This window comes from Pseudoalteromonas sp. meg-B1 (assembly GCF_003173795.1).
In the GTDB taxonomy this organism is placed as follows: Bacteria; Pseudomonadota; Gammaproteobacteria; order Enterobacterales; family Alteromonadaceae; genus Pseudoalteromonas; species Pseudoalteromonas undina.
This window is the reverse complement of sequence record NZ_QGQU01000002.1, coordinates 254079-272909: the sequence shown is the minus strand read 5'-3', so window position 1 is coordinate 272909 and position 18831 is coordinate 254079. Positions and strand designations below refer to the sequence as shown.

The following is an 18831-nucleotide window of genomic DNA, read 5'->3' as shown; positions in this document are numbered from 1 at the left end:
AAAGGCTGCGAATGCAGCCTTTAATTTAATCATAAGTATGATGGCGGGTGACGCTAAATCGGTTTAGGATTCGATGCACTATATACACTGCGCTTAAGCTTACTGTTACTGCAACAGCCACAGAGCTAAATCGATACATGGCGCTGTATATTAAATCTTGCCCAGGGCCTAACGACTGACCAAATAAAATCCCAAAAGTGGTCAATACCCCAAACCCAACCCCCGGTGGACCACCACCTAAAATATGAAAACGACTGAATATAAAAGATAAAATCCATAATATAGCCACCGGAAAAAGTAAAACGTCGGTATGGTTATACAAAAACAATTGCGCAACTAAAGCAGCATTACAGCCTATCAGTGTACCAATAATACGTTGCCAACTTGCGGTGCCCGCCGCTTTAAAACACAGCGAAAATAAAATTAAAATAGATGCCGCTTGCGCCGAAATTGAATCTTGCAAATCAAGCACCTGAAAAACCACAAACGACAAAGTCGCAACCGTGGCACATAACAACACCTCGTGACGAATACTTTCTTTATCCTTGTGCGGTACAGCGCGCATGGGTCGCGCTGTCACGTCAGGAAACAAGCCATGCATCAAGAGCGCAATAATAATAGTAATAAAAATAGCCACACCATTACTTAAAATAAGCGGGTAAATGCTACTAGCTTGATCAACATGACTGGCAAAATGTAACTGAATCGATAAACTCACCGCACCTAACGCACCAAATAAAAACGCACCACCAGAGCTCATTAAGTAAAATAACACGCAAAAACTAGCAAAAATAATGAGTGTCATTAACACCGGCAAGTGTGAAAATAAGCCCTGTAAAATAAGCACTATAAACGCACTGTAGGCAGCACTGGCAACAAATTGACGGATCACGCCTTTGTTAATACTTGGCACTAAACCGAGTAGTAACATAGGGTAAACTGTAAAAAATATTCCATTGGGCCAATTCATTAACTTGCACAAAGTAAAACCAATAGTGCAGCCGCCAGCAATCCGTAGCGCTTGGCGTAAACCATTTGAATCGAGTTGTGGCGCTTGGCTAACATGTTGTGTCATTACTCGCCCCACTAATAAATGTAATGTAACCAACTAATAAAGCGGATCTGTACTGATCCCAACCATTGACCTATAGCCGATTGTGGAAGTAACTGCACAGTGGCACGCGCACCACTGGGCATATTATTTATAAGCTGATTGTTATTTGGCAGCACTAAATGAATACGCTGACGCTGCGCATCCCGAACCCAGCGATTGCTGGTTTCGGTGGTGCTAAGCAATCCATTCGCACTAAGTTGTCCGTCACTGACACCCGCTTCAAATATTTCAATTTTTGCGTCGAATACTTCACCAGGTCGGCTATCAAATACCACTTTTGCTAAACTGCCTGGCTGCATGTTTAATAGTGACTTTTCACGAAAATCGGCTACCAAATCTGCTTTTTTTGCTACAACCGCGAGTAATGGCTTACCCGCAACCGCATAGGAGCCCTCAAGTAACTGTAAATTAGCTACAACGCCATCACTTAAAGCCCGCACTTGCGTATAAGATAAATTAAGCTCAGCTTGTGCTAACTGGTTTGCTGCATGGCGCAGTGCTAAGTTATCTTGCCCTGAATCGCCACGCGCTAAAACAGCTTCTGCCAACTGTGCTTCAAAGGCAGCTAAATTAGATTGGCTTGCTGCAAAATTTGCACGAATGCTTTCAAGCTCTTGCTCCGAAATAGAGTTTTGTTTGTAGAGTGTTTCGCCACGCTTTTTTAATAGCTGCTGCTCATGCAATTTAGCGTTAGCTGCACTTATTTGTGCCTCCAGCGCTTTTACGTTGGTATCAAGTCGTTTATTTTGCAGTTTGGCATCGTCAAGGGCAAGCTGCGCTTGCTCAAGTGCTAGTTGGTAAGTGTTTTTGTCTATTTCAAATAATACATCACCCGCTTTAACCGTTTGGTTATTACTAACCAATACATCGGTAACACGGCCGTTTATTTGCGGCGATATTTGCACAACCGGATGGTAAACCCGTGCTTGTGGCGTAACCGGTAGCCATACATCGGCAACAATATAATAGAAAAATACAACAATAAAACCAACGAGCGATACTTTAACGTAGCGGGCAAATTTTTGATCGGGTGTCATACTTATTTATCTCCAGATAAGCTTGCAATACAACGCCGCGCGTTTTCTTCCATTTGCACTAAACTGTGCGCCATACCGTCAAGCTGCTCCGTGCTTAAACCTGCATATAAACGCTGTTTAATATCGCTTGTTAACTCTTTTAAGTGTTCTAATAACTTTATACCTTCATCGGTAAAGTACAATTTTTTACTGCGTTTATCGTGTTCATCAACTTGTCTAATAACTAGATTCTGCAGCTCTAATTGCTTAATGGTGCGCGTTAATGAGGGCATTTCAATACCTAAACTGGTCGCCAACGCTTGCTGTGTTGCCCCTAAAGGTAAATGATGTAAGTGAATCATCGCCGTCCAGCGCGACTGAGTTAAACCTAAGGGTTCAACCGCCAGTGTCACCGCTTCTCGACATAAGCGGTGCACTCGACCCATATTGCCGCATAAAGTTAAATCGAGTGTTTCATGAAAAGGAATAGTGCTACTCATAGGAACTCTTACTTGTGAATATCAGCAAATTTTAGCATTAGTTAGCAGGCTAAGTAAATAATTGGCATTTTAACTTCACGTAAATAAGTATTATTTAGATAAATAGTGTACGGCAAGCTTATCTAAGAAAGTATAAAGCTTATTGTTCATTTCGTTATAGTCGTGACTTAAGAGCTTTTCGGGCTGTTCAACAAAGCGGTAATTATGGGCATTGGTTAAATCATCGTTGGCAATGAGGAGGGTAACCACCTCGGTGGTCAATTCCATGTGGCATTGAAAACCAAATACTAAATCGCTATAAGCGACTATTTGCCTTGGACAACCTTCGCTATAGGCAATAATACTGGCCGTAGCAGTCAGCCCAGGCATATCGTTATGCCAATGCCCCACATTAAACTCACTGCCAAAATGGCTAAATAACGGATGATTCAAGCCTGCATCGGTGAGGGTAATTGCAAACTTACCAATTTCCTTTTCTGGACTAGGTTGATAAGTCGCGCCTAACGCTTCACCAATTAATTGCGACCCCAAACAAACGCCTAACACCACTTTGTTTGCCGTGATCGCACTGGCAATAAAGGCTTGTTCTTTTTTGCTATCAAAATAAGGGCATTCTGCAAGCGATGTAGCGGGCGATTGTGGCCCACCCATTATGATTAAAAAGTCTATATTATCGGTGTGTTTTGGTAAGGGTTCAGCTAAATAAATACGGGTATAAGACAGCGTGTGGCCATTCATTTTAGCCCAAGCTTCATAAGCGCCTGGCGCTTCAAAATGTTCATGAATAATAAAGTGAATGTACATTGCCGTTTCCTTAAAATATTATCTTTTTAATAATACCCTAAAGTAATGGTCACCGGATATAAGTGACCATGTGATATCAGCCGCTAAAAGTTAAGTAAATTAGCTGGAGAGTATTGATCAGTCAGCACCTTAGTATCACTTGGCCAGTCCTTACCATCTTTAGTGAAAAACATACGCTGGCTAATTGCCTCTATATCCACATCATAAGGGGCAAGTAGTGGAGCTAGTTGCTTAACCCGCTGTGCTATTTGTTGCTCTGTAGGGGTTTTGTTATAACCGGCTAAAATAATCCGGTTACTATTATTATTGGCTGTTACATTAATAAAATCGCCAAATACCGCATGATAAGTTGCCGACTCATGTTCATAAAGTTTACTTGATGAAAACGTGTTAGCAGCAACAATTCCGCCTTCGGCTAATACGCTTTTTATTTCTTCAAAAAACTCTTTTGTAAGTAGGTGCTCAGGAATGTAATCGCCATTAAACGCATCTAAAATAATCCAATCAAATTGCTGACTTTTAAGCGCCGCACGTTTAATAAAAATACGCCCATCTTGTACTTTAGTAGTTACGTTATCGGTTTCTATAAAGTTAAAATAATCGCGCGCCACTTTAATTACCGAAGGATCTATTTCAACATTTTCAATGTGTGCCTTTGGGTATAGCTCATGAATCATATTAGAAAGCGTACCGCCACCTAAACCAATAATGAGCACATTTTTAGGGTTATCAATCAGTAATAAACTAGAAAAAGCCAACTTAGTATAATTAAATACCAGTTTTTTAGGGTCGCTAATGTACATGCAACTTTGGCTGCTTTGTCGGGTTTTTTCATCAAACTTTAAACAGCGTAAATCGCCAGTTTCTTCAACGAGTAAATTTCGATATAAAGAGCGCTCTTTATGCACAACATTACTCATACTATGAGCTGAAAATAGCAGCGCCATTATACTAATAAACAATAATTTAAGCTTGTGCATAAACGGCCTCTCGCACTTTAAGTTTATCAAAGCTAATAGCAATTAGCCCAAGCGTGCCTAACACACCAGCAAAACCTAAAATAATGGTGTTAACATCAAACGCCAGTACCATATAAAAAGAGGTAATAATGGTGCCCAGCGCACTGCCTAAGGTACTTACAAAATAGAGGCCGCCAGCCACTTGGCCGCTGCGCTCACTATTGGTAACCAGCAAACGTACAGAGTAGGGCGAGATCATGCCTAAAATAATGGTGGGTATAAAAAATAACGCGGTTGAGGCGAGTAACGAGCCGTAGCGGCTGTCTTCAATATGCGAAAAAATAAATGCCATAATTGGCTCAGCAAACAAAGCAATGGGCACCACCATAATACTGGCAACTAAAAAGATTAACCCATATTTGGTCAACGAAGGATGACGAATAGACAGCTTCCCTCCCAGTAAATACCCGAATGATAAGCTAAGCATAAATACCGTAATAATACTGCCCCAGATATGTACGCTACTGCCAAAGTAAGGCGCTAAAATGCGCCCACCTAACAGCTCTATTCCCATAATACTAAAGCCACTGCTAAAGGCTAAAAAGTAAATTAATGCATTTGTTTTTGTTAACATTATATTATTCTTATTGTGTTATTTTCATCCATCTTAACGTGATAGCTGTATAGCCGCTAGTGTAAAAATTAGACGCACACATAGAGCGCAAAAAAACATTTTGTTATAAAGTAACACATGTTATAGTTTTAGTTATAATATAACGTTACCAAAAAGCATTTTATGAAGTACTCATTAATTTACTTAGCCTGCTTAAGTGCAAGCGCGCAAAGCATTGCCCAAAGCCAACCAATAGAGAAAATTGCGGTTACATATAAACAAGCTTACCGAGGCGATATTCCTCAAAAGCAAATGCCACAATCAATCGAAACCCTCGATAACGCGGTACTTGATCAAAAAGGAATAACTCAATTACAAGATGCGCTGGATTTTTCTGCCAGTATTTCACGTAAAAATAACAGTGGCGCATTGTGGGATAGCTTTTCGATTCGTGGATTATCGGGTAACGAAAACATGCCATCGGGTTACTTAATTAATGGTTTTAGCGGTGGACGCGGATTCAGCGGCCCTCGTGATGTATCAAACATTGAGTACATTGAAGTATTAAAAGGTCCAGGTTCTGCACTATACGGGCGCTCAGAACCCGGCGGTACAGTAAATATCGTGACCAAAAAACCTCAATTTGAGCAACAGGGTGAGCTAAAGCTTAGCTTAGGTAGTGATAACTTTAATCGCGTTGAAGGTGACTATACAAACGGCATTAACGATAACACAGCATTTAGAATAAATGGCGCATGGCAAGATAGCGATAGCTACCGCGATGAGGTGTACACCCATAAAAAGGTGGTTACGCCATCTATTTATCATCAAATAAATGCTTCAACCAGCATCACTTATGAATTTGAATACGTTGATTTAGCCCAGCTATTTGACCGTGGTGTTGTTGTACTTAATGATAATTTTAATACTGTTCCTAGCTCACGCTATTTAGGCAATCCAAACGATGGTGACACGCAAGTATATTCTCGTGGTCACCAAGTAACTTTAAATCACGATATAAACAATGAATGGTCACTCGTTGTAGGCGCAAACTACCGCAGCTCAACACTAACTGGGTTTTCGTCTGATGCTGAACTTGCACCCTCGCGCCAATCATTATTCGATGATGGCCGCACACTTACCCGCCAACAGCGCTACCGCGATTATGAAGTTGATGATACTAGCCTTAAATTTGAGCTAAGTGGGCATTTTGATACCGCAGGCATTACCCATCACTTATTAATAGGAGCCGACGCATACAAATACGACTTACGAACTGGACTTTATCGTTATCGCGGCGGTAATGGCACTTACACAGTTGATATTTATCAGCCGAATTATAACGTTGCTCGTCCTGAAGTAGGTTTGCTCTACGAAAACAACGAACAACAAGATGCTTATGGTATATACGTTCAAGATCAAATGGATCTGACTGATAAAATTAAGCTATTAGTTGGCCTTAGATTCGATAGCGTAGATCAAGACATTTTAGAAACCAAAAGTGGTGTGCTTTCAAGCAGTTCACAAAGTCAGGTAAGTCCACGAGTAGGCTTAGTATATGAACTAAACAACGCTGTAACCTTATACAGCAGCTACTCCGAAGGCTTTTTACCATTAAGTGGTACAGATGCAAATGGCGACCCATTTGGCTTTGAATACAGTGACTCATTTGAAGTAGGCGCTAAATTTAGCTACCAAGGCATAACGGGAACCCTAGCATTATTTGATGCCACTAAAAGTAATATGTTAGTAGCCGACCCTGTAAACGTTGGTTTTTCAGCGCCTATTGGTAAAGCAAATAGTAAAGGTGTTGAACTCGATTTAAGTACTTATATTACTGATGATACAAAGTTTAATTTATCTTACGCTTATATAGATGCCAGTACGGCAAACGACATAATAAATGCTGATTGGGGCGTGCCAATCAAAAAAGGCAGCCCATTAGTCAATGTGCCTAAAAATAACTTAAATCTAACGCTTAGCCATCAAACGGCCGTTCTTGGCAAAGAGCTAGAACTAGGTGCCAGTTATCAGTACACCAGTGAGCGCTTAGGCGATGCCGCCGATTTAACATTTAACTTACCGAGCTATCAACTAGTTGGTATTTTTGGGCAGGTAAACTTGACCGAGCGCACCAAGTTAAATATCAGTGTTAACAATATTTTTGATGAAGAATATGCTCAAAGTAGCTACAACGCATTATGGGTTTACCCCGGTGCGCCTACTCAATTTAAGATGTCATTGGCATATCAATTCTAACAATTTCATAGTCCCGATTAGCTATTTTAACCCGACTTTTGTTATTTAGCTTTTCATCCAAAGCGTCTTAATGTAGTGGTTAAGGCGCTTTTTTTATTGTTTTGTATAATGCATAACAGCTGTTAACCCCCTTTACAGTTATTCTTCAATTGATATTAAGGCAATTAAAAAAGCCGTATAGTTTATATACGGCTTTTGTTTTTAATTAAAACTGATAGCTTATCCGAGCCGAAACATTACGTCCTGGTTGGCTATATTGGCTAAAATCAGTACCTTTGGATTGACCAGCAATGAGTTCAAACGGTACGTACTCTTTATCGAGTAGGTTAAGTAAACCTACATTCATTTGCCATGCTTGCCACTGATAATTTGCATATAAATCAACAACACCATAACCGTTACCTTGTGTTGTTTTATTACCATTAGTATCAAGTACTACATCAGACTGCGCCTTAGCTAAACGCCAAGCAGCGGTCCAATTAACATTGCCAAACTCAGTGCTTACTAATATAGAACCATTTAACGGGCTAATACTAGTGAGTGGCTGGTCAGAGTCTTTGTTTTCACCATCTACGTAAGCAACATTGGCTTCTAATAAAATATCGTCGGTGACATACATAGCAATACCAGCTTCTACACCGCTGATCTGGGTTTCGCTAATATTTTGGTATTGGTAAAATGTTTTATTTACATTAGGAATATAAGTTGGCTCAACACCCGCGATTGTTGTTTCGATAAAGTCATCATAGGCAGCATAAAAAGTACTTAGATTTACACTAATATCGCTACTTGCGTATCTTAATCCGATCTCGAATGAGTCACTGCTTTCAGGGTCTAAATCTGCGTTTGGTAATATTTGATAAAATGGCTCAACACCATGGCTTTGATAAGCTTGGTCGTGTGGCGGTATTTTAAAGCCTCGAACATATTGCCCATACCAAGATAAATTATCGTCTACCTGATAAATCACACCCAGCTTTGGTGAAAACGCAGACTCGGTAATATCATCAAGCTCGGCGTCAGCGTATAACGCATCTTTTTTGGCTTCAAGTGCATAATAATCGTAACGAATACCCGCAACTAACGACCAATCAGTCTCGTTAAATTTAATACTGTCTTGCATATATACACCAACTAAAGAAGTATCGGCGCCGGGAAATGCTTTTTGTTTTTCATTCGTAAAATCAACAGTACCATCATTTAATACACGGGTTTTTAAGCGTGGTCGAGTAGTATCATATAAATCAATATCTACTCCATAGACAAATTCATGCTCGGTATTTTCTCCTTTAACTTCCTTACTAAATACCGCTTTTAAGCCTAAAATATCTTGCTCAAACCCGTAGTCATTATAATCGATGTAATTTCTAGCTGCGCTTATTTGGTCACTTTGTTGCTCGTATCGACTATAAGATAGTTGCCCATACCATTTATCAAATATAGCTGTTGCCATATCTGAATCATAATCGAGTGCAAATGAGATATTTGTGTCTTCGTCTTCGGTTTCTTGAATGGATGGAGTGATTACTTGCTCTGTTGTTTGATTAAAGTAATCTAAGGTATATTTAAGGGTCCGCTTTTCATCAAGTTTTTGCTCAACTTTAAGCAGTAAAGCATCAGAGCGGGCATCGTAACCTGGTAAATCTTCAACGTAGTTTTGTACTTCTTCACTATCGCGATGGCTATAAACAGCGCTAATAGCAAAGTCACCTAAATCTTTTGCTGCTGTAATATCAGCAGCAACCTGATTACTTTGGCCTTGATAACCTAACGCTACTTTTACAAAGCTTTGTTGATCCACTAAATAATCACTCGGGTCTTTAGTTGTTATTACTACAATTCCCCCTAGTGCATCAGAACCGTATAGCGATGATGCCGCCCCTTTTGCAACTTCAACTTGTTTAACACCCGCAACATCAAAGTAGTTTCGACCCACTAAATAACCGCCGCCGCCAGCGTAGCCATCGTTTGTGCGTCTTCCATCTTTAATAAAAACAACTCTGTTGCCACCAACACCCCGTACAGTTAATGTTTGCGCGCCTGCGCCACTGCCAGTACTTGAGATACTTGGATCGTATTTAAACATAGTTTGTAAATCTACAGCGAGCTGACGCTCAATATCTTGTTCGGTAATAACCGTTACTGAGCCAGTCACATCTTCAAGCTTTTGTTCAAAACGAGAGCCACTAACCACAATATGATCGTCAATAACATTTTCGGCCAATGCGCTACCAGAGCTAATTAACAAAGAGGCTAATGCTGTAAATTTAAAAGAAAAGGGATTCATCTCCACTCCAAATGATAATAGTTATTATTTACTTTTAAATGGTACAACTAACCCAAAATAAGATCAATTGATTATGATAATCATTTTCATTTAGATTAAAGTGGTTATAATACTAAAAAATAAAATCGGAGTTTATTATGAAGTACCTAATTTTTTTTCTGGCTTTAGCCACTCAATCAGCACTCGCGAAAGAGCGTGTGATCAGTGCTGGCGGCACATTAACTGAAATAATCTACGCACTAGAAAAACAAAATAGTTTAGTCGCGGTTGACCAATCAAGTATGTATCCGCAACAAGCTACACAGTTGCCACAGGTAGGTTACTATCGAGACCTAGCCGCTGAGGGAGTGCTTTCAATGCGCCCAACTACGTTACTTGCACTTGAAGGTGCAGGAAGAGAGCAGGCGCTCAAGCAAATAGAAGCGACCGGAGTGAAGGTTCTTCACTATAAAAAACCGACTTCTGTAAATGAACTACTTGAGCTAATTAAGCACCTTGGTAGTGATTTAGATGCAAACCTAAAAGCTCAAAACCTAATTACTAAAATAAAAAAATCGTTACCTACTAAAGCAAAAACACAGACTCACAACGCTTTGTTTTTACTTTCAGCTAATGAGCGTGGGCTCGTCGCAGCAGGACAAGAAACGGTGCCCAACTTGCTGTTTAATTATGCGGGCATTACCAATATAGCTGCTACGCATACAGGCTTTAAAGCAATTAACAGTGAAGTACTGGCTGTAAGTCAGCCCGATTTTTTAGTGGCGCCAGCGCATGTTGTGCAAAGCCTTGGTGGGAAACAAGCCTTTTGTAAACAACCTACACTTCGTTTATTAAAAGCAGCGCAAGAGTGTCAGTTACTGGTCATGGACAGCTTACTTTCACTGGGCATGTCGCCGCGTATTGCAACTGCGATTCAAGCATTGCATGAGTATAAAACACGCTTATGAGCACGTTAACTTTGAATCGTTTTAACGCCATAACACTGAGTAACCCGCATAAGTGGATGCTATTAAGTTATGGCTGCATTTTTGCTTTAGCATTACTTAGCATAGGCTATGGGGCCGCAGGATGGGATTGGCGCTTAGCTATTGCATGGCTAGCTCCTGAACATTTTAGTCAATTTGATGCGCTACAAATCAATGTGGTTACACAAATACGCCTGCCTCGTTTTGTCCTTGCAGTGATGGTGGGTTTAGTACTTGCACAAACAGGGGCTGCAACCCAAGCGCTGTGTCGTAACCCGCTTGCTGATCCCTCTATTATTGGTATAAGCGCAGGCGCTGCAATGGTTGCGGTGGCTTTTATTGCGCTTAGTGCACAGTTTAATTTTAACGCTCAACACTACTTACCTTATGCCTCATTTTTGGGCGCATTATCAGTAACGTCGCTAGTATATTTAGTCTCAAAACAACAAAAACAAATTAATATAAATACGCTTATATTAGTCGGTGTCGCTATTAATGCATTGGCATTTGCTGTTATTGGGTTATTAAGTTTTTATGCTGATGACAGCGCACTGCGGTTAATTAACTATTGGACCATGGGCTCATTAGGCGGTGCGAGTTGGGATAATATAAAACAAGCGAGTCCTTTGCTTTTACTGAGCCTTATCGGGCTATGGCGATTAAAAGAGCCAATGAATCTACTTCTTATTGGTGAATCACAAGCTCAATACTTAGGTGTCGATACCAGCAAGCTTAAATTATACGTCATTATATTAGTGGCATTGGGCGTAGGTGCGGTAGTTGCGCTAACAGGTTTAATTGGCTTTGTTGGTTTAGTTGTTCCTCACATCGCACGCCTCATGGTTGGGCCACATTTACGAATTATGCTGCCACTTTGTATGCTTTTAGGTGTGATTGTGTTGCTACTTTCAGATTGGTTGGCACGCTTAGTTGTTATGCCTGCGGAGCTGCCAATTGGCATTATAACGGCGTTACTTGGCGCTCCACTATTTATATATTTGATCATTAAAAATAAGCGAGATTGGTCATGATCACGTTTAACAAACTCAATATAGGCTTTAACACCCATCGTGTTTTAGAGGGTATTAGCGGCAATATCCAAGCAGGACAACTTGTCGCACTGATAGGCGAAAATGGCGCAGGTAAATCGACCTTACTGCATACTTTGGCAGGCATGCATCCCTTTGAGGGAGATATACTATTTAATACCAAACCTTTGCATTCATTTTCTAAAGAGCAATTAGCTAGCAAGCGCGCTGTAATGATGCAAAGTAACCATGTTGGCTTTGATTTTAGTGTATTTGAACTCATTGCTATGGGTCGCTATCCCTATACAGAGTCTCTTAAAACACAAGCCAATAAAGTTCAAAAATATGCCTCACTTATGGATTTAACCCATTACCTAACACGTCGAATGAGTGCGCTTTCGGGCGGCGAACAACAGCGTGTTCATATGGCGCGCACATTAGCCCAGTTAGATGCTTTTACTGCGCAAACGGGGCCTAAATTAATGTTGCTCGATGAGCCAACATCAGCGCTAGATATGCGTCATCAACATACTTTACTTAGCTGTGTTAGAACCTTTGTAGAGCAAGGAAACAGCGCCATTATTGCTATACACGATCTTAATTTAGCAAGCCTTTATGCAACCAACGCTATTTTATTACACAACCAAAAAGTGCTGCAAAGCGGGTCTATAAATACCGTTTTAACAGCACAAAACTTACAACAAATGTACGCCATGAAATTGCACGTTAACCCTCATCCTTATAACGATGCGCCCATGGTTTTTTCTCAACGTCAGGAGTTTTCATGAGAGAGCAAGCATTAAACGACGCACGTACGCTCGTTTTTAAAACCCATGCCGGCGTAATGTCGACCATTTCAAATAATTTACGCGGCTATCCGTTTGGCTCTGTTACACCTTATATGTGTGACGAACAAGGTCGCATCTACTTTTTTATTAGTGACATAGCTCAGCATACCAAAAATTTAAAACAGGACTCACGCATGAGTCTGACTATTTTTGATGCCGCCGATTATGGCGATCAAAACGAACATGGGCGAGTAACACTCGTAGGTGATGGCTCTATTGTGGCAAAAGAGCAAAGCGAAGTACTACTTGATAAATATATAGCTTTGTATCCTGAGGCTGCAAGCTATCGCAATGCGCATGATTTTCAGCTTTGGCAATTAGATGTAGTACGGGTGCGTTATATTGGCGGTTTTGGAAAAATATTTTGGCTTGAGCAAAACGAGTGGCAAGCTCAGCCTAAAAAGTGGGATGAAAGCCAGCAGCAAAGCATGATCACTCATATGAATGAAGATCATCAAGATGCTATGTCGCTGATATTAATGCAGCACTATAACGTAGCCGATAACACCCCAATAATGAGCGGCCTACTACCCACAGGCTTTTATATACAAAGCCACAAGCGTAATTACTTTATTAATTTTGTGAACGAGTGCGATAGCCCATTAGCCGTGCGAAAAGCACTTGTAGCCTTAACAAACCAAGCTCGAAACAGCTCAAACCAACTAGCGGAGACAGTATGAAAAAATTAATAGCCTTACTCAGCACTACACTGCTACTGAGTGCCAATACAGCATATGCAGACGAATGCACACTAAATATAGATGCAAACGATATGATGCAGTTTTCAACTAAAACACTAAGCGCCCCTAAAAGCTGTAAGCAAGTGACCGTTCAACTTAGTCACACCGGTAAATTACCTGCTAATGTAATGGGCCATAACTGGGTGCTATCTACTGAGCAAAACATGCAAGGTATCATCACAGATGGCAACGCTGCAGGGCTTAGCAACCACTACATAAAGCCTAATGATAGTCGCGTGATTGGTGCTACAGACATTATTGGCGGCGGTAAAACAACCGAAGTTACTTTTAAAACCAGCGGCTTAACCGCCGGAACCGATTACACTTTCTTTTGCTCTTTTCCTGGCCATTACGCCATGATGAAAGGCACATTTACGCTTAAGTAAATATTAAAAAGTGTATTACACAAACACAGTGCCAACCTATTATTGGCACTGTGTTTTCTCCCCTCGTTTGGCTAAAGCTTTAAATGCAGCTTGTTGATGTGCTTTTTGCACATAGCGAGCAGGCAAAGCGTTAACTTCTAATTGATAACCACTTTGCTCAGATTGTACTTTTGATACTGGCGAAACCCATACAACATTAAGCTCTGGTGCAATTCGCTTAATTACCCGCGCTATGCCTTCACCATTTCTCACATGAAAATCACCGGCTAAATGTATAACCTGTGTGCCCTTATTTTCACTAATATAGTTAACGATAGACTCAGCCATGGTTTCGTCCCAAGTAACTTGCGCGGCGTAAAGTTTTTCGTTTTTACTCGCCGTTCCATGATGCATGGATTGCATAAAGCGTTCTTTATAAAGGCTTGGAGAAGTATCTATCTCTTTTGCAATAAAACTACGCTGTTGTGGGTCGAGTTTATTAATATAATTAATACCTTGGCGACCAATACAGGTAACAATATGTTTAGGCGCATTTGCAGCTATTACATCGCTATTTTGTATCTTCGCCAATTCCACTAACGCACGATAATCGCTCTTATAATTAGGCCAAGCCTTAGTGTTATCAATTAGGTATTGTTCACCTATTTTACTCTCAAGATAAAGGTTTAGTGTTTGCTGATCAGCGCGGCTAAATTGCTCAAGCGATAGAGCAATAGGCTTATTTTGCGTGCTTAATTGCTGAAACAGCTCAGCCTGAAATAAGTGCACACCGGGGTGTGTATGCCATTCACCGACTAAAACAATATCGGCATTCAAAAGCGTGGATTCTGACAATATTGAATTAACTCGCTGGCCATTTGCATTATAAAGCCCGTAATTATACAAGGATGAATTTTGAGATATTGATACTGTGTTTGTACTGCAGCCTGATAATCCACTGAGTAAAACAAGTGCTAAAAATAGGTTTTTCATATCGGTTTTTATAAAAATAAGAATCAAAACAATGAAGTTAGTATACACAACAAACTGCTTTAAACCTATAAATGCAAATAAAAACAATTATCATTTGATGTTTTAAGATTTCTGTTTTACAGTCTTAAAAAATATACAGATATGGAACGTCCCATGGCCTTACCTTTTTTATGTGCTCGACACAAACAACATGTTTTATGTCAACCAGACCAAGCAATTATAGATATTCAAAATGCGCAGCTAAGTGGCGAAGCGCTGTTTAAACGATACCAATTTGCACAAGCATTGCCGTATTTGGGGTGTGCACTTGAAAGTGCGTCCTTATTAGCTCAAATGTATAACTGTGCGAATAAACAGCAAATCATACAAATTACCTCACTTACAGAGCGCCTTTATTCCACACTTCACTTTTTAGACGAACAAAGTGCTGCGCACAATGCACTCATACAATCTATTAATCTGCTAAACGAGATATTGTATAGCGATGATGAATATCATGACTTAGCGCTTTCATGCATTACACAGCTAAAAAAATTAGCACTGCAACATCCTCCACACCTTACTAAGCACTAATTTTTATGGCAATAAGCAACGCGCTAAACAAAATTGGGTTAACTTTTTATATTAATAATGGCTAACATATCTTCTTCGTCTTCATCTAGGCCAACTTCTTCAAACCCAAAACTAGAATAAAAATCCTTAGCTACAGGGTTTTGCGGGTTATAACAAATCTCGATTTGTTCAAGCTTAGAAGTCGTTTTAATCTCTGCAATTGCCATTAATAATGCTTGGCGGCCAATACCTTTATTTTGATGATGTTCATCTACCATAAAACGCCAAATAGAAACTTTTGTAAGGGTTTCTTGTACCCACATAAAAAAGCCTACAGGCTCATTATTTTGGTAAATAGCTTTACAGGTATACCCAACATTATAATGAGACTCAACAAGCGACCACATATTACACGCTACGTATTCTTGTTGCGCTTTTGTAACGTCTAAATCGCATACCTCTTCGTAATTAGCAGAGGTGACATCTTCCAATGAAATGTTCATTATTGTCCTTAATTTAAAACATGGAGTTATAAGTAGTTTTGTTTTATCACGTTATCAGCACTAACATATCTAGGCAATGTATTCTTTTTAGGCACAAAACCACAGTAATAAATACTGCGGCTTTGTGTATATGACACGTGTAATTCTTTATTGATAACAAACAATAATACTGTGCTTTTGAAGCTTTTACAGAATTGTTATGCTCTTAAGCTGGTGTTACTATTATCGAAACGGATTTTTAATTATCAATAAATGGAATTAAGGTTATGGCTATTCAATTAGCAAACTACGGAATTAATATACGCTCATTTCACCCTGAAAAAGACTTTGGCTGGTCTGGACCAATGTTTGAAGGAGATAAATCGAGGGTTTTCTCTAAAACCTAGTGGTATTAAACCTACGACCTCAAGGATTTGGCATCGTCTACGGCTTTCTACAAAAAATAGTAAAATTAGTTCTATTGATACAATATCAGATCCATCAAAAGCACCGTGGGAAGATAAGAAAAGAATATATTCTGGTAACCTAGCACCAAAAGGGCGTGTTACCCTCAAAGAAAAACCTCCAACTAATAATAGTATTTATCAGTATCGGTTAGACGGCCAATACGGGGGAGTTAATCACGCAATGCCTGGCTCACCTCAGATGCAAGAAAGATTAGACTTTTCATACGTGCCAACTTTAAATGTTAAGTATAAAATTATTATAGACATTGATACTGTTAGCGGTCACATGGATATAGTTACTTATATCACTGGCGATGCTTTTCCTAATTGTGAAGCTTTATTGTTGGTCCTGGTGGGCGAGCTATCTCTCTTGGTATACATGTTCGCAAAGGTGCGCCACCACTAAGCTTATCTCTTAATGCTGATTACCCAATGATTGTAAGCGCACTCCGCTTGCCTCTCAACAATGATGGGAGTTTTAAAGGGACCGTAGGCGATGAACTATTTAGACAGGCAAATAAATACCCTAAATTAAGCTTTCATAAAATAGCGGATTGGAATTATCGTTTTACTTCTATTCCAGCAAATAGTGGTCATTATATGCTGCTTGAAAAAGCGAGTTTAGAAAACTGTTTTAATGGCTTACTTAAGTAAAAAGGCGACTCGATGAAACTCATCTTTAAAGCACACTTTTTTAAAATATTGTTTTTTGGTTCAATGATATCGTTATTATCAGCCTGTACAGAGGTAAAAAAAAGTGAATCCGTAATTTACCTTATACCTGAAAATTATGTTGGCTCTCTATACATAATATTTAATGCACCAAACGGGCATCCACCGAAATACGAAGACGGCTCTCGGGTATATGAAATACCACCATCAGGTATACTGGTTACACAAATGGATGCCAACGAGGGCTGGATTGAAAACAATCAAATACAATACTTTGAAGTGAGTAATGCGAATGAAAGAACACCCATAAGCGAAGACTCTTCATTAAAAGATAAAGATACTACAGACGATGGAGAAACAAGAACTGTGTATGTGGGTGGCCTAGGTGAATCGGGTCCAATATATGGCTGTACTGTGATTAATCAAAATTTTACGGTTGGTACAGACGCAGAACAGACCGACAGGAAAAATTTATTCAGTATATACGATGCTATTAAGCGCAAAAATATAGATGAAAAACTTTTCAAAGGTATGTGTAAGAATAGTAAAGATGTTACATCACACCAATAATAAAATGTAGTTACTTTTTCAAAATGCCAATATCCGACGTATTACTTAGCTAATTACTAAAGCTATTCAAATAAAAAAGCCGCAGTAATAAATACTGCAGCTTTTGTTTTTAGCTAAATGCTTTTAGTATGCGCCTGCGCTATATATAAGCTCGTAACTGTGGCTGTAAATCTCAAGGATGTTACCAAACGGGTCTTCCATGTAGATCATGCGGTACGGCTTTTCGCCAGGGTAGTAGTAACGTGGCTCTGGCATACGTTTTTTACCACCTGCGGCAACAATGCGATCTGCCAAGCCTTCTACATCTGGGTCTTGTACACAGAAATGGAAGATACCGGTTTTCCAGTATTCAAAGTTATCTTTAGGGTTTTCTTGGTCTTTAAATTCGAAAATTTCTACACCAATACGGTCGCCTGTTGAAAGGTGCGCTATTTTAAATTTTTCCCAATTTGGACCAAATACATCGGTACACATTTCGCCAATTGGGCTGTTGTCTTCAGTGATCACGGTAGGCTCCATTATGGTGTACCAGCCCATCACCTTAGTGTAAAACTCTACGGCTTTTTCAACATCCGGTACTGAAATACCAATGTGCGAAAAACTACGTGGATATGTATGACTCATAATAAATACTCCTACTTAACTATGTTTAGTTGATGGAGTTAGTTTACGAATTGACCAACATTAAGTAAAATTATCATTAATCATCATTTTAAGTATATTTTGCAATGATAAATCCTACATGGTTAAACACGTTTTGTACTTTAGTTGAGGTAAACCATTTTACCCAAACCGCCGAGCGCCTTTATATGACCCAGTCAGGCGTAAGCCAACATATAAAAAAGTTAGAGCAGCAAGTAGATTGCGCCTTGCTTGAGCGCCACGGTAAACAATTTACCCTTACCGTTCAGGGTCAAAATTTATATCAGCAGGGTAGTCAGTTACTCAAAGAATGGCAGTTTTTAGAGCAGCAATTAAAAGATGATTCACCTTACAGCGGTTTAGTTAAAATACAGTCGCCAGGCAGTTGCGGGCTGCAGTTTTACAATCAACTATTAGCACTGCAAGTAGAGCACAAGGAGCTAATTATAGATTACCGCTTTGCTCCAAATACCAGTGTTGAACAAGCGGTGGCCAATCATAGTGCCGATATTGGCTTTTTAACTCAAGCGCCTACCCTTAGTGAAGTTACCAGCCACAAAATTGGCAAAGAATCCCTATTATTAGTAACGCCCGCACATATAGAAAACCCAACGTGGGAGGTTTTATGTGAGCTTGGCTTTATTGGCCACCCCGATGCAAAACATCATGCGCAGCTTTTACTTAGCGAAAACTACAGTGAATTTGAACATGTTGATCAAATTAAGCAAACGGGGTTTTCTAACCAAATAAGTTTAATACTGGAGCCGGTAAGTTTAGGGCTGGGTTTTACGGTTTTACCCGCACACGCAGTAAGTGCTTTTAATAAACCTGCGCTTATTAAAACGCATCATTTAACCAAACCAATTAGCGAAAATATTTATGTGTGCCATCACCGAAATAGGCCGTTAGCAAAGCGTATGCATAGCGTTATTGACGCAATAAAAGCAGGCTAGGG

General features: G+C 39.8%; 21 protein-coding genes and 1 pseudogene. 12 read left to right on the top strand and 10 right to left on the bottom strand.

Annotation, left to right across the window (positions count from 1 at the left end; all coding sequences use genetic code 11):
- Positions 1 to 25 precede the first annotated feature (25 nt).
- From DK924_RS09745 to DK924_RS09720, 6 genes are all read right to left on the bottom strand, one after another.
- Positions 26 to 1075, bottom strand: coding sequence for a DUF2955 domain-containing protein (locus DK924_RS09745; protein WP_109875030.1), 1050 nt, complete (start codon positions 1073 to 1075; stop codon positions 26 to 28).
- Between the two features lie 11 nt (positions 1076 to 1086).
- Positions 1087 to 2151 carry an HlyD family secretion protein gene (locus tag DK924_RS09740; protein ID WP_109875029.1) on the bottom strand — a complete coding sequence of 355 codons (1065 nt, stop codon included), beginning with the start codon at positions 2149 to 2151 and terminating at the stop codon, positions 1087 to 1089.
- A gap of 2 nt (positions 2152 to 2153) precedes the next feature.
- The gene (locus tag DK924_RS09735) at positions 2154 to 2630 is read right to left on the bottom strand and encodes a MarR family winged helix-turn-helix transcriptional regulator (RefSeq protein WP_076922550.1); all 477 of its coding nucleotides are present in this window, start codon (positions 2628 to 2630) and stop codon (positions 2154 to 2156) included.
- Between the two features lie 90 nt (positions 2631 to 2720).
- Positions 2721 to 3434 (bottom strand): type 1 glutamine amidotransferase, encoded by a 714-nt coding sequence (locus DK924_RS09730; RefSeq protein WP_109875028.1) that lies wholly within the window; start codon positions 3432 to 3434, stop codon positions 2721 to 2723.
- An 83-nt stretch (positions 3435 to 3517) separates the two neighbouring features.
- Positions 3518 to 4414 carry a spermidine synthase gene (locus tag DK924_RS09725; protein WP_036955522.1) on the bottom strand — a complete coding sequence of 299 codons (897 nt, stop codon included), beginning with the start codon at positions 4412 to 4414 and terminating at the stop codon, positions 3518 to 3520.
- The gene (locus DK924_RS09720) at positions 4401 to 5027 is read right to left on the bottom strand and encodes a fused MFS/spermidine synthase (protein ID WP_010388742.1); all 627 of its coding nucleotides are present in this window, start codon (positions 5025 to 5027) and stop codon (positions 4401 to 4403) included. Before DK924_RS09720 ends, DK924_RS09725 begins: the two co-directional genes overlap by 14 nt.
- Positions 5028 to 5189: 162 nt before the next feature.
- Here DK924_RS09720 and DK924_RS09715 point away from each other — a divergent pair, with 162 nt between their 5' ends.
- Positions 5190 to 7265: a TonB-dependent siderophore receptor gene (locus DK924_RS09715; protein WP_109875027.1), complete on the top strand. Its 2076-nt coding sequence runs from the start codon at positions 5190 to 5192 to the stop codon at positions 7263 to 7265.
- Positions 7266 to 7470: 205 nt separating this feature from the next.
- Here DK924_RS09715 and DK924_RS09710 read toward each other — a convergent pair whose 3' ends face one another.
- The gene (locus DK924_RS09710) at positions 7471 to 9552 is read right to left on the bottom strand and encodes a TonB-dependent hemoglobin/transferrin/lactoferrin family receptor (RefSeq protein WP_109875026.1); all 2082 of its coding nucleotides are present in this window, start codon (positions 9550 to 9552) and stop codon (positions 7471 to 7473) included.
- A 137-nt stretch (positions 9553 to 9689) separates the two neighbouring features.
- On the opposite strand from DK924_RS09710, the gene DK924_RS09705 reads away from it, so the two are divergent.
- The 6 genes from DK924_RS09705 to DK924_RS18925 all read left to right on the top strand — a co-directional run bounded on the left by DK924_RS09705 (position 9690) and on the right by DK924_RS18925 (position 13789).
- Entirely contained in the window at positions 9690 to 10499 is an 810-nt protein-coding gene (locus tag DK924_RS09705; RefSeq protein ID WP_109875025.1) for a hemin ABC transporter substrate-binding protein, read from the top strand.
- Positions 10496 to 11548: an iron ABC transporter permease gene (locus DK924_RS09700; protein ID WP_109875024.1), complete on the top strand. Its 1053-nt coding sequence runs from the start codon at positions 10496 to 10498 to the stop codon at positions 11546 to 11548. The genes DK924_RS09705 and DK924_RS09700 overlap by 4 nt, the downstream gene beginning before the upstream one ends.
- Positions 11545 to 12333, top strand: coding sequence for a heme ABC transporter ATP-binding protein (locus tag DK924_RS09695; RefSeq protein WP_109875023.1), 789 nt, complete (start codon positions 11545 to 11547; stop codon positions 12331 to 12333). The genes DK924_RS09700 and DK924_RS09695 overlap by 4 nt, the downstream gene beginning before the upstream one ends.
- On the top strand, positions 12330 to 13073 hold the full coding sequence (locus tag DK924_RS09690) for a HugZ family protein (RefSeq protein WP_054201528.1): 744 nt from the start codon (positions 12330 to 12332) through the stop codon (positions 13071 to 13073). The genes DK924_RS09695 and DK924_RS09690 overlap by 4 nt, the downstream gene beginning before the upstream one ends.
- Positions 13070 to 13519, top strand: a complete 450-nt coding sequence (gene azu / locus DK924_RS09685) for an azurin (protein WP_054201529.1) — start codon at positions 13070 to 13072, stop codon at positions 13517 to 13519. The genes DK924_RS09690 and azu overlap by 4 nt, the downstream gene beginning before the upstream one ends.
- A gap of 195 nt (positions 13520 to 13714) precedes the next feature.
- A complete protein-coding gene (locus DK924_RS18925; RefSeq protein WP_375231855.1) occupies positions 13715 to 13789 on the top strand; it encodes a hypothetical protein in 75 nt (24 codons plus the stop codon).
- Here the strand turns inward: DK924_RS18925 and DK924_RS09680 are convergent.
- Positions 13757 to 14491: pseudogene (locus DK924_RS09680) on the bottom strand (ChaN family lipoprotein); the annotation flags it as partial. The gene DK924_RS18925 and the pseudogene DK924_RS09680 sit on opposite strands and share 33 nt — an antisense overlap.
- 153 nt (positions 14492 to 14644) lie before the next feature.
- Here DK924_RS09680 and DK924_RS09675 point away from each other — a divergent pair.
- Positions 14645 to 15064 (top strand): hypothetical protein, encoded by a 420-nt coding sequence (locus DK924_RS09675; protein WP_109875021.1) that lies wholly within the window; start codon positions 14645 to 14647, stop codon positions 15062 to 15064.
- Between the two features lie 38 nt (positions 15065 to 15102).
- Here DK924_RS09675 and DK924_RS09670 read toward each other — a convergent pair whose 3' ends face one another.
- Positions 15103 to 15546, bottom strand: coding sequence for an N-acetyltransferase (locus DK924_RS09670; RefSeq protein WP_090495266.1), 444 nt, complete (start codon positions 15544 to 15546; stop codon positions 15103 to 15105).
- 348 nt (positions 15547 to 15894) lie between these two features.
- Here DK924_RS09670 and DK924_RS18865 point away from each other — a divergent pair, with 348 nt between their 5' ends.
- The 3 genes from DK924_RS18865 to DK924_RS09660 are packed head-to-tail and all read left to right on the top strand — an operon-like array spanning position 15895 to position 17234.
- Positions 15895 to 16398, top strand: a complete 504-nt coding sequence (locus tag DK924_RS18865; protein ID WP_258306450.1) for a hypothetical protein — start codon at positions 15895 to 15897, stop codon at positions 16396 to 16398.
- A gap of 47 nt (positions 16399 to 16445) precedes the next feature.
- A complete protein-coding gene (locus tag DK924_RS18860; protein WP_258306449.1) occupies positions 16446 to 16646 on the top strand; it encodes a hypothetical protein in 201 nt (66 codons plus the stop codon).
- A gap of 12 nt (positions 16647 to 16658) precedes the next feature.
- Positions 16659 to 17234: a DUF6843 domain-containing protein gene (locus tag DK924_RS09660; RefSeq protein WP_109875020.1), complete on the top strand. Its 576-nt coding sequence runs from the start codon at positions 16659 to 16661 to the stop codon at positions 17232 to 17234.
- Positions 17235 to 17357: 123 nt separating this feature from the next.
- On the opposite strand, the gene DK924_RS09655 is transcribed toward DK924_RS09660, so the two are convergent.
- Positions 17358 to 17858: a lactoylglutathione lyase family protein gene (locus DK924_RS09655; protein WP_008130525.1), complete on the bottom strand. Its 501-nt coding sequence runs from the start codon at positions 17856 to 17858 to the stop codon at positions 17358 to 17360.
- Between the two features lie 104 nt (positions 17859 to 17962).
- Between DK924_RS09655 and DK924_RS09650 the strand changes: the two genes are divergently transcribed.
- A complete protein-coding gene (locus DK924_RS09650; protein ID WP_109875019.1) occupies positions 17963 to 18829 on the top strand; it encodes a LysR family transcriptional regulator in 867 nt (288 codons plus the stop codon).
- Positions 18830 to 18831 lie beyond the last annotated feature (2 nt).

What these genes read in the sequence shown, in the direction of transcription:
- DK924_RS09705 (WP_109875025.1), top strand. Translation starts at nt 9,690, where the DNA reads ATGAAGTACCTAATTTTTTTTCTGGCTTTAGCCACTCAATCAGCACTC.
- DK924_RS09725 (WP_036955522.1), bottom strand. Translation starts at nt 4,414, where the DNA reads ATGCACAAGCTTAAATTATTGTTTATTAGTATAATGGCGCTGCTATTT.
- DK924_RS09740 (WP_109875029.1), bottom strand. Translation starts at nt 2,151, where the DNA reads ATGACACCCGATCAAAAATTTGCCCGCTACGTTAAAGTATCGCTCGTT.
- DK924_RS09715 (WP_109875027.1), top strand. Translation starts at nt 5,190, where the DNA reads ATGAAGTACTCATTAATTTACTTAGCCTGCTTAAGTGCAAGCGCGCAA.
- DK924_RS09690 (WP_054201528.1), top strand. Translation starts at nt 12,330, where the DNA reads ATGAGAGAGCAAGCATTAAACGACGCACGTACGCTCGTTTTTAAAACC.
- DK924_RS09675 (WP_109875021.1), top strand. Translation starts at nt 14,645, where the DNA reads ATGGCCTTACCTTTTTTATGTGCTCGACACAAACAACATGTTTTATGT.
- azu (WP_054201529.1), top strand. Translation starts at nt 13,070, where the DNA reads ATGAAAAAATTAATAGCCTTACTCAGCACTACACTGCTACTGAGTGCC.
- DK924_RS09730 (WP_109875028.1), bottom strand. Translation starts at nt 3,434, where the DNA reads ATGTACATTCACTTTATTATTCATGAACATTTTGAAGCGCCAGGCGCT.
- DK924_RS09720 (WP_010388742.1), bottom strand. Translation starts at nt 5,027, where the DNA reads ATGTTAACAAAAACAAATGCATTAATTTACTTTTTAGCCTTTAGCAGT.
- DK924_RS09745 (WP_109875030.1), bottom strand. Translation starts at nt 1,075, where the DNA reads ATGACACAACATGTTAGCCAAGCGCCACAACTCGATTCAAATGGTTTA.
- DK924_RS09735 (WP_076922550.1), bottom strand. Translation starts at nt 2,630, where the DNA reads ATGAGTAGCACTATTCCTTTTCATGAAACACTCGATTTAACTTTATGC.
- DK924_RS09660 (WP_109875020.1), top strand. Translation starts at nt 16,659, where the DNA reads ATGAAACTCATCTTTAAAGCACACTTTTTTAAAATATTGTTTTTTGGT.
- DK924_RS09670 (WP_090495266.1), bottom strand. Translation starts at nt 15,546, where the DNA reads ATGAACATTTCATTGGAAGATGTCACCTCTGCTAATTACGAAGAGGTA.
- DK924_RS09650 (WP_109875019.1), top strand. Translation starts at nt 17,963, where the DNA reads ATGATAAATCCTACATGGTTAAACACGTTTTGTACTTTAGTTGAGGTA.
- DK924_RS09700 (WP_109875024.1), top strand. Translation starts at nt 10,496, where the DNA reads ATGAGCACGTTAACTTTGAATCGTTTTAACGCCATAACACTGAGTAAC.
- DK924_RS09695 (WP_109875023.1), top strand. Translation starts at nt 11,545, where the DNA reads ATGATCACGTTTAACAAACTCAATATAGGCTTTAACACCCATCGTGTT.
- DK924_RS09655 (WP_008130525.1), bottom strand. Translation starts at nt 17,858, where the DNA reads ATGAGTCATACATATCCACGTAGTTTTTCGCACATTGGTATTTCAGTA.
- DK924_RS09710 (WP_109875026.1), bottom strand. Translation starts at nt 9,552, where the DNA reads ATGAATCCCTTTTCTTTTAAATTTACAGCATTAGCCTCTTTGTTAATT.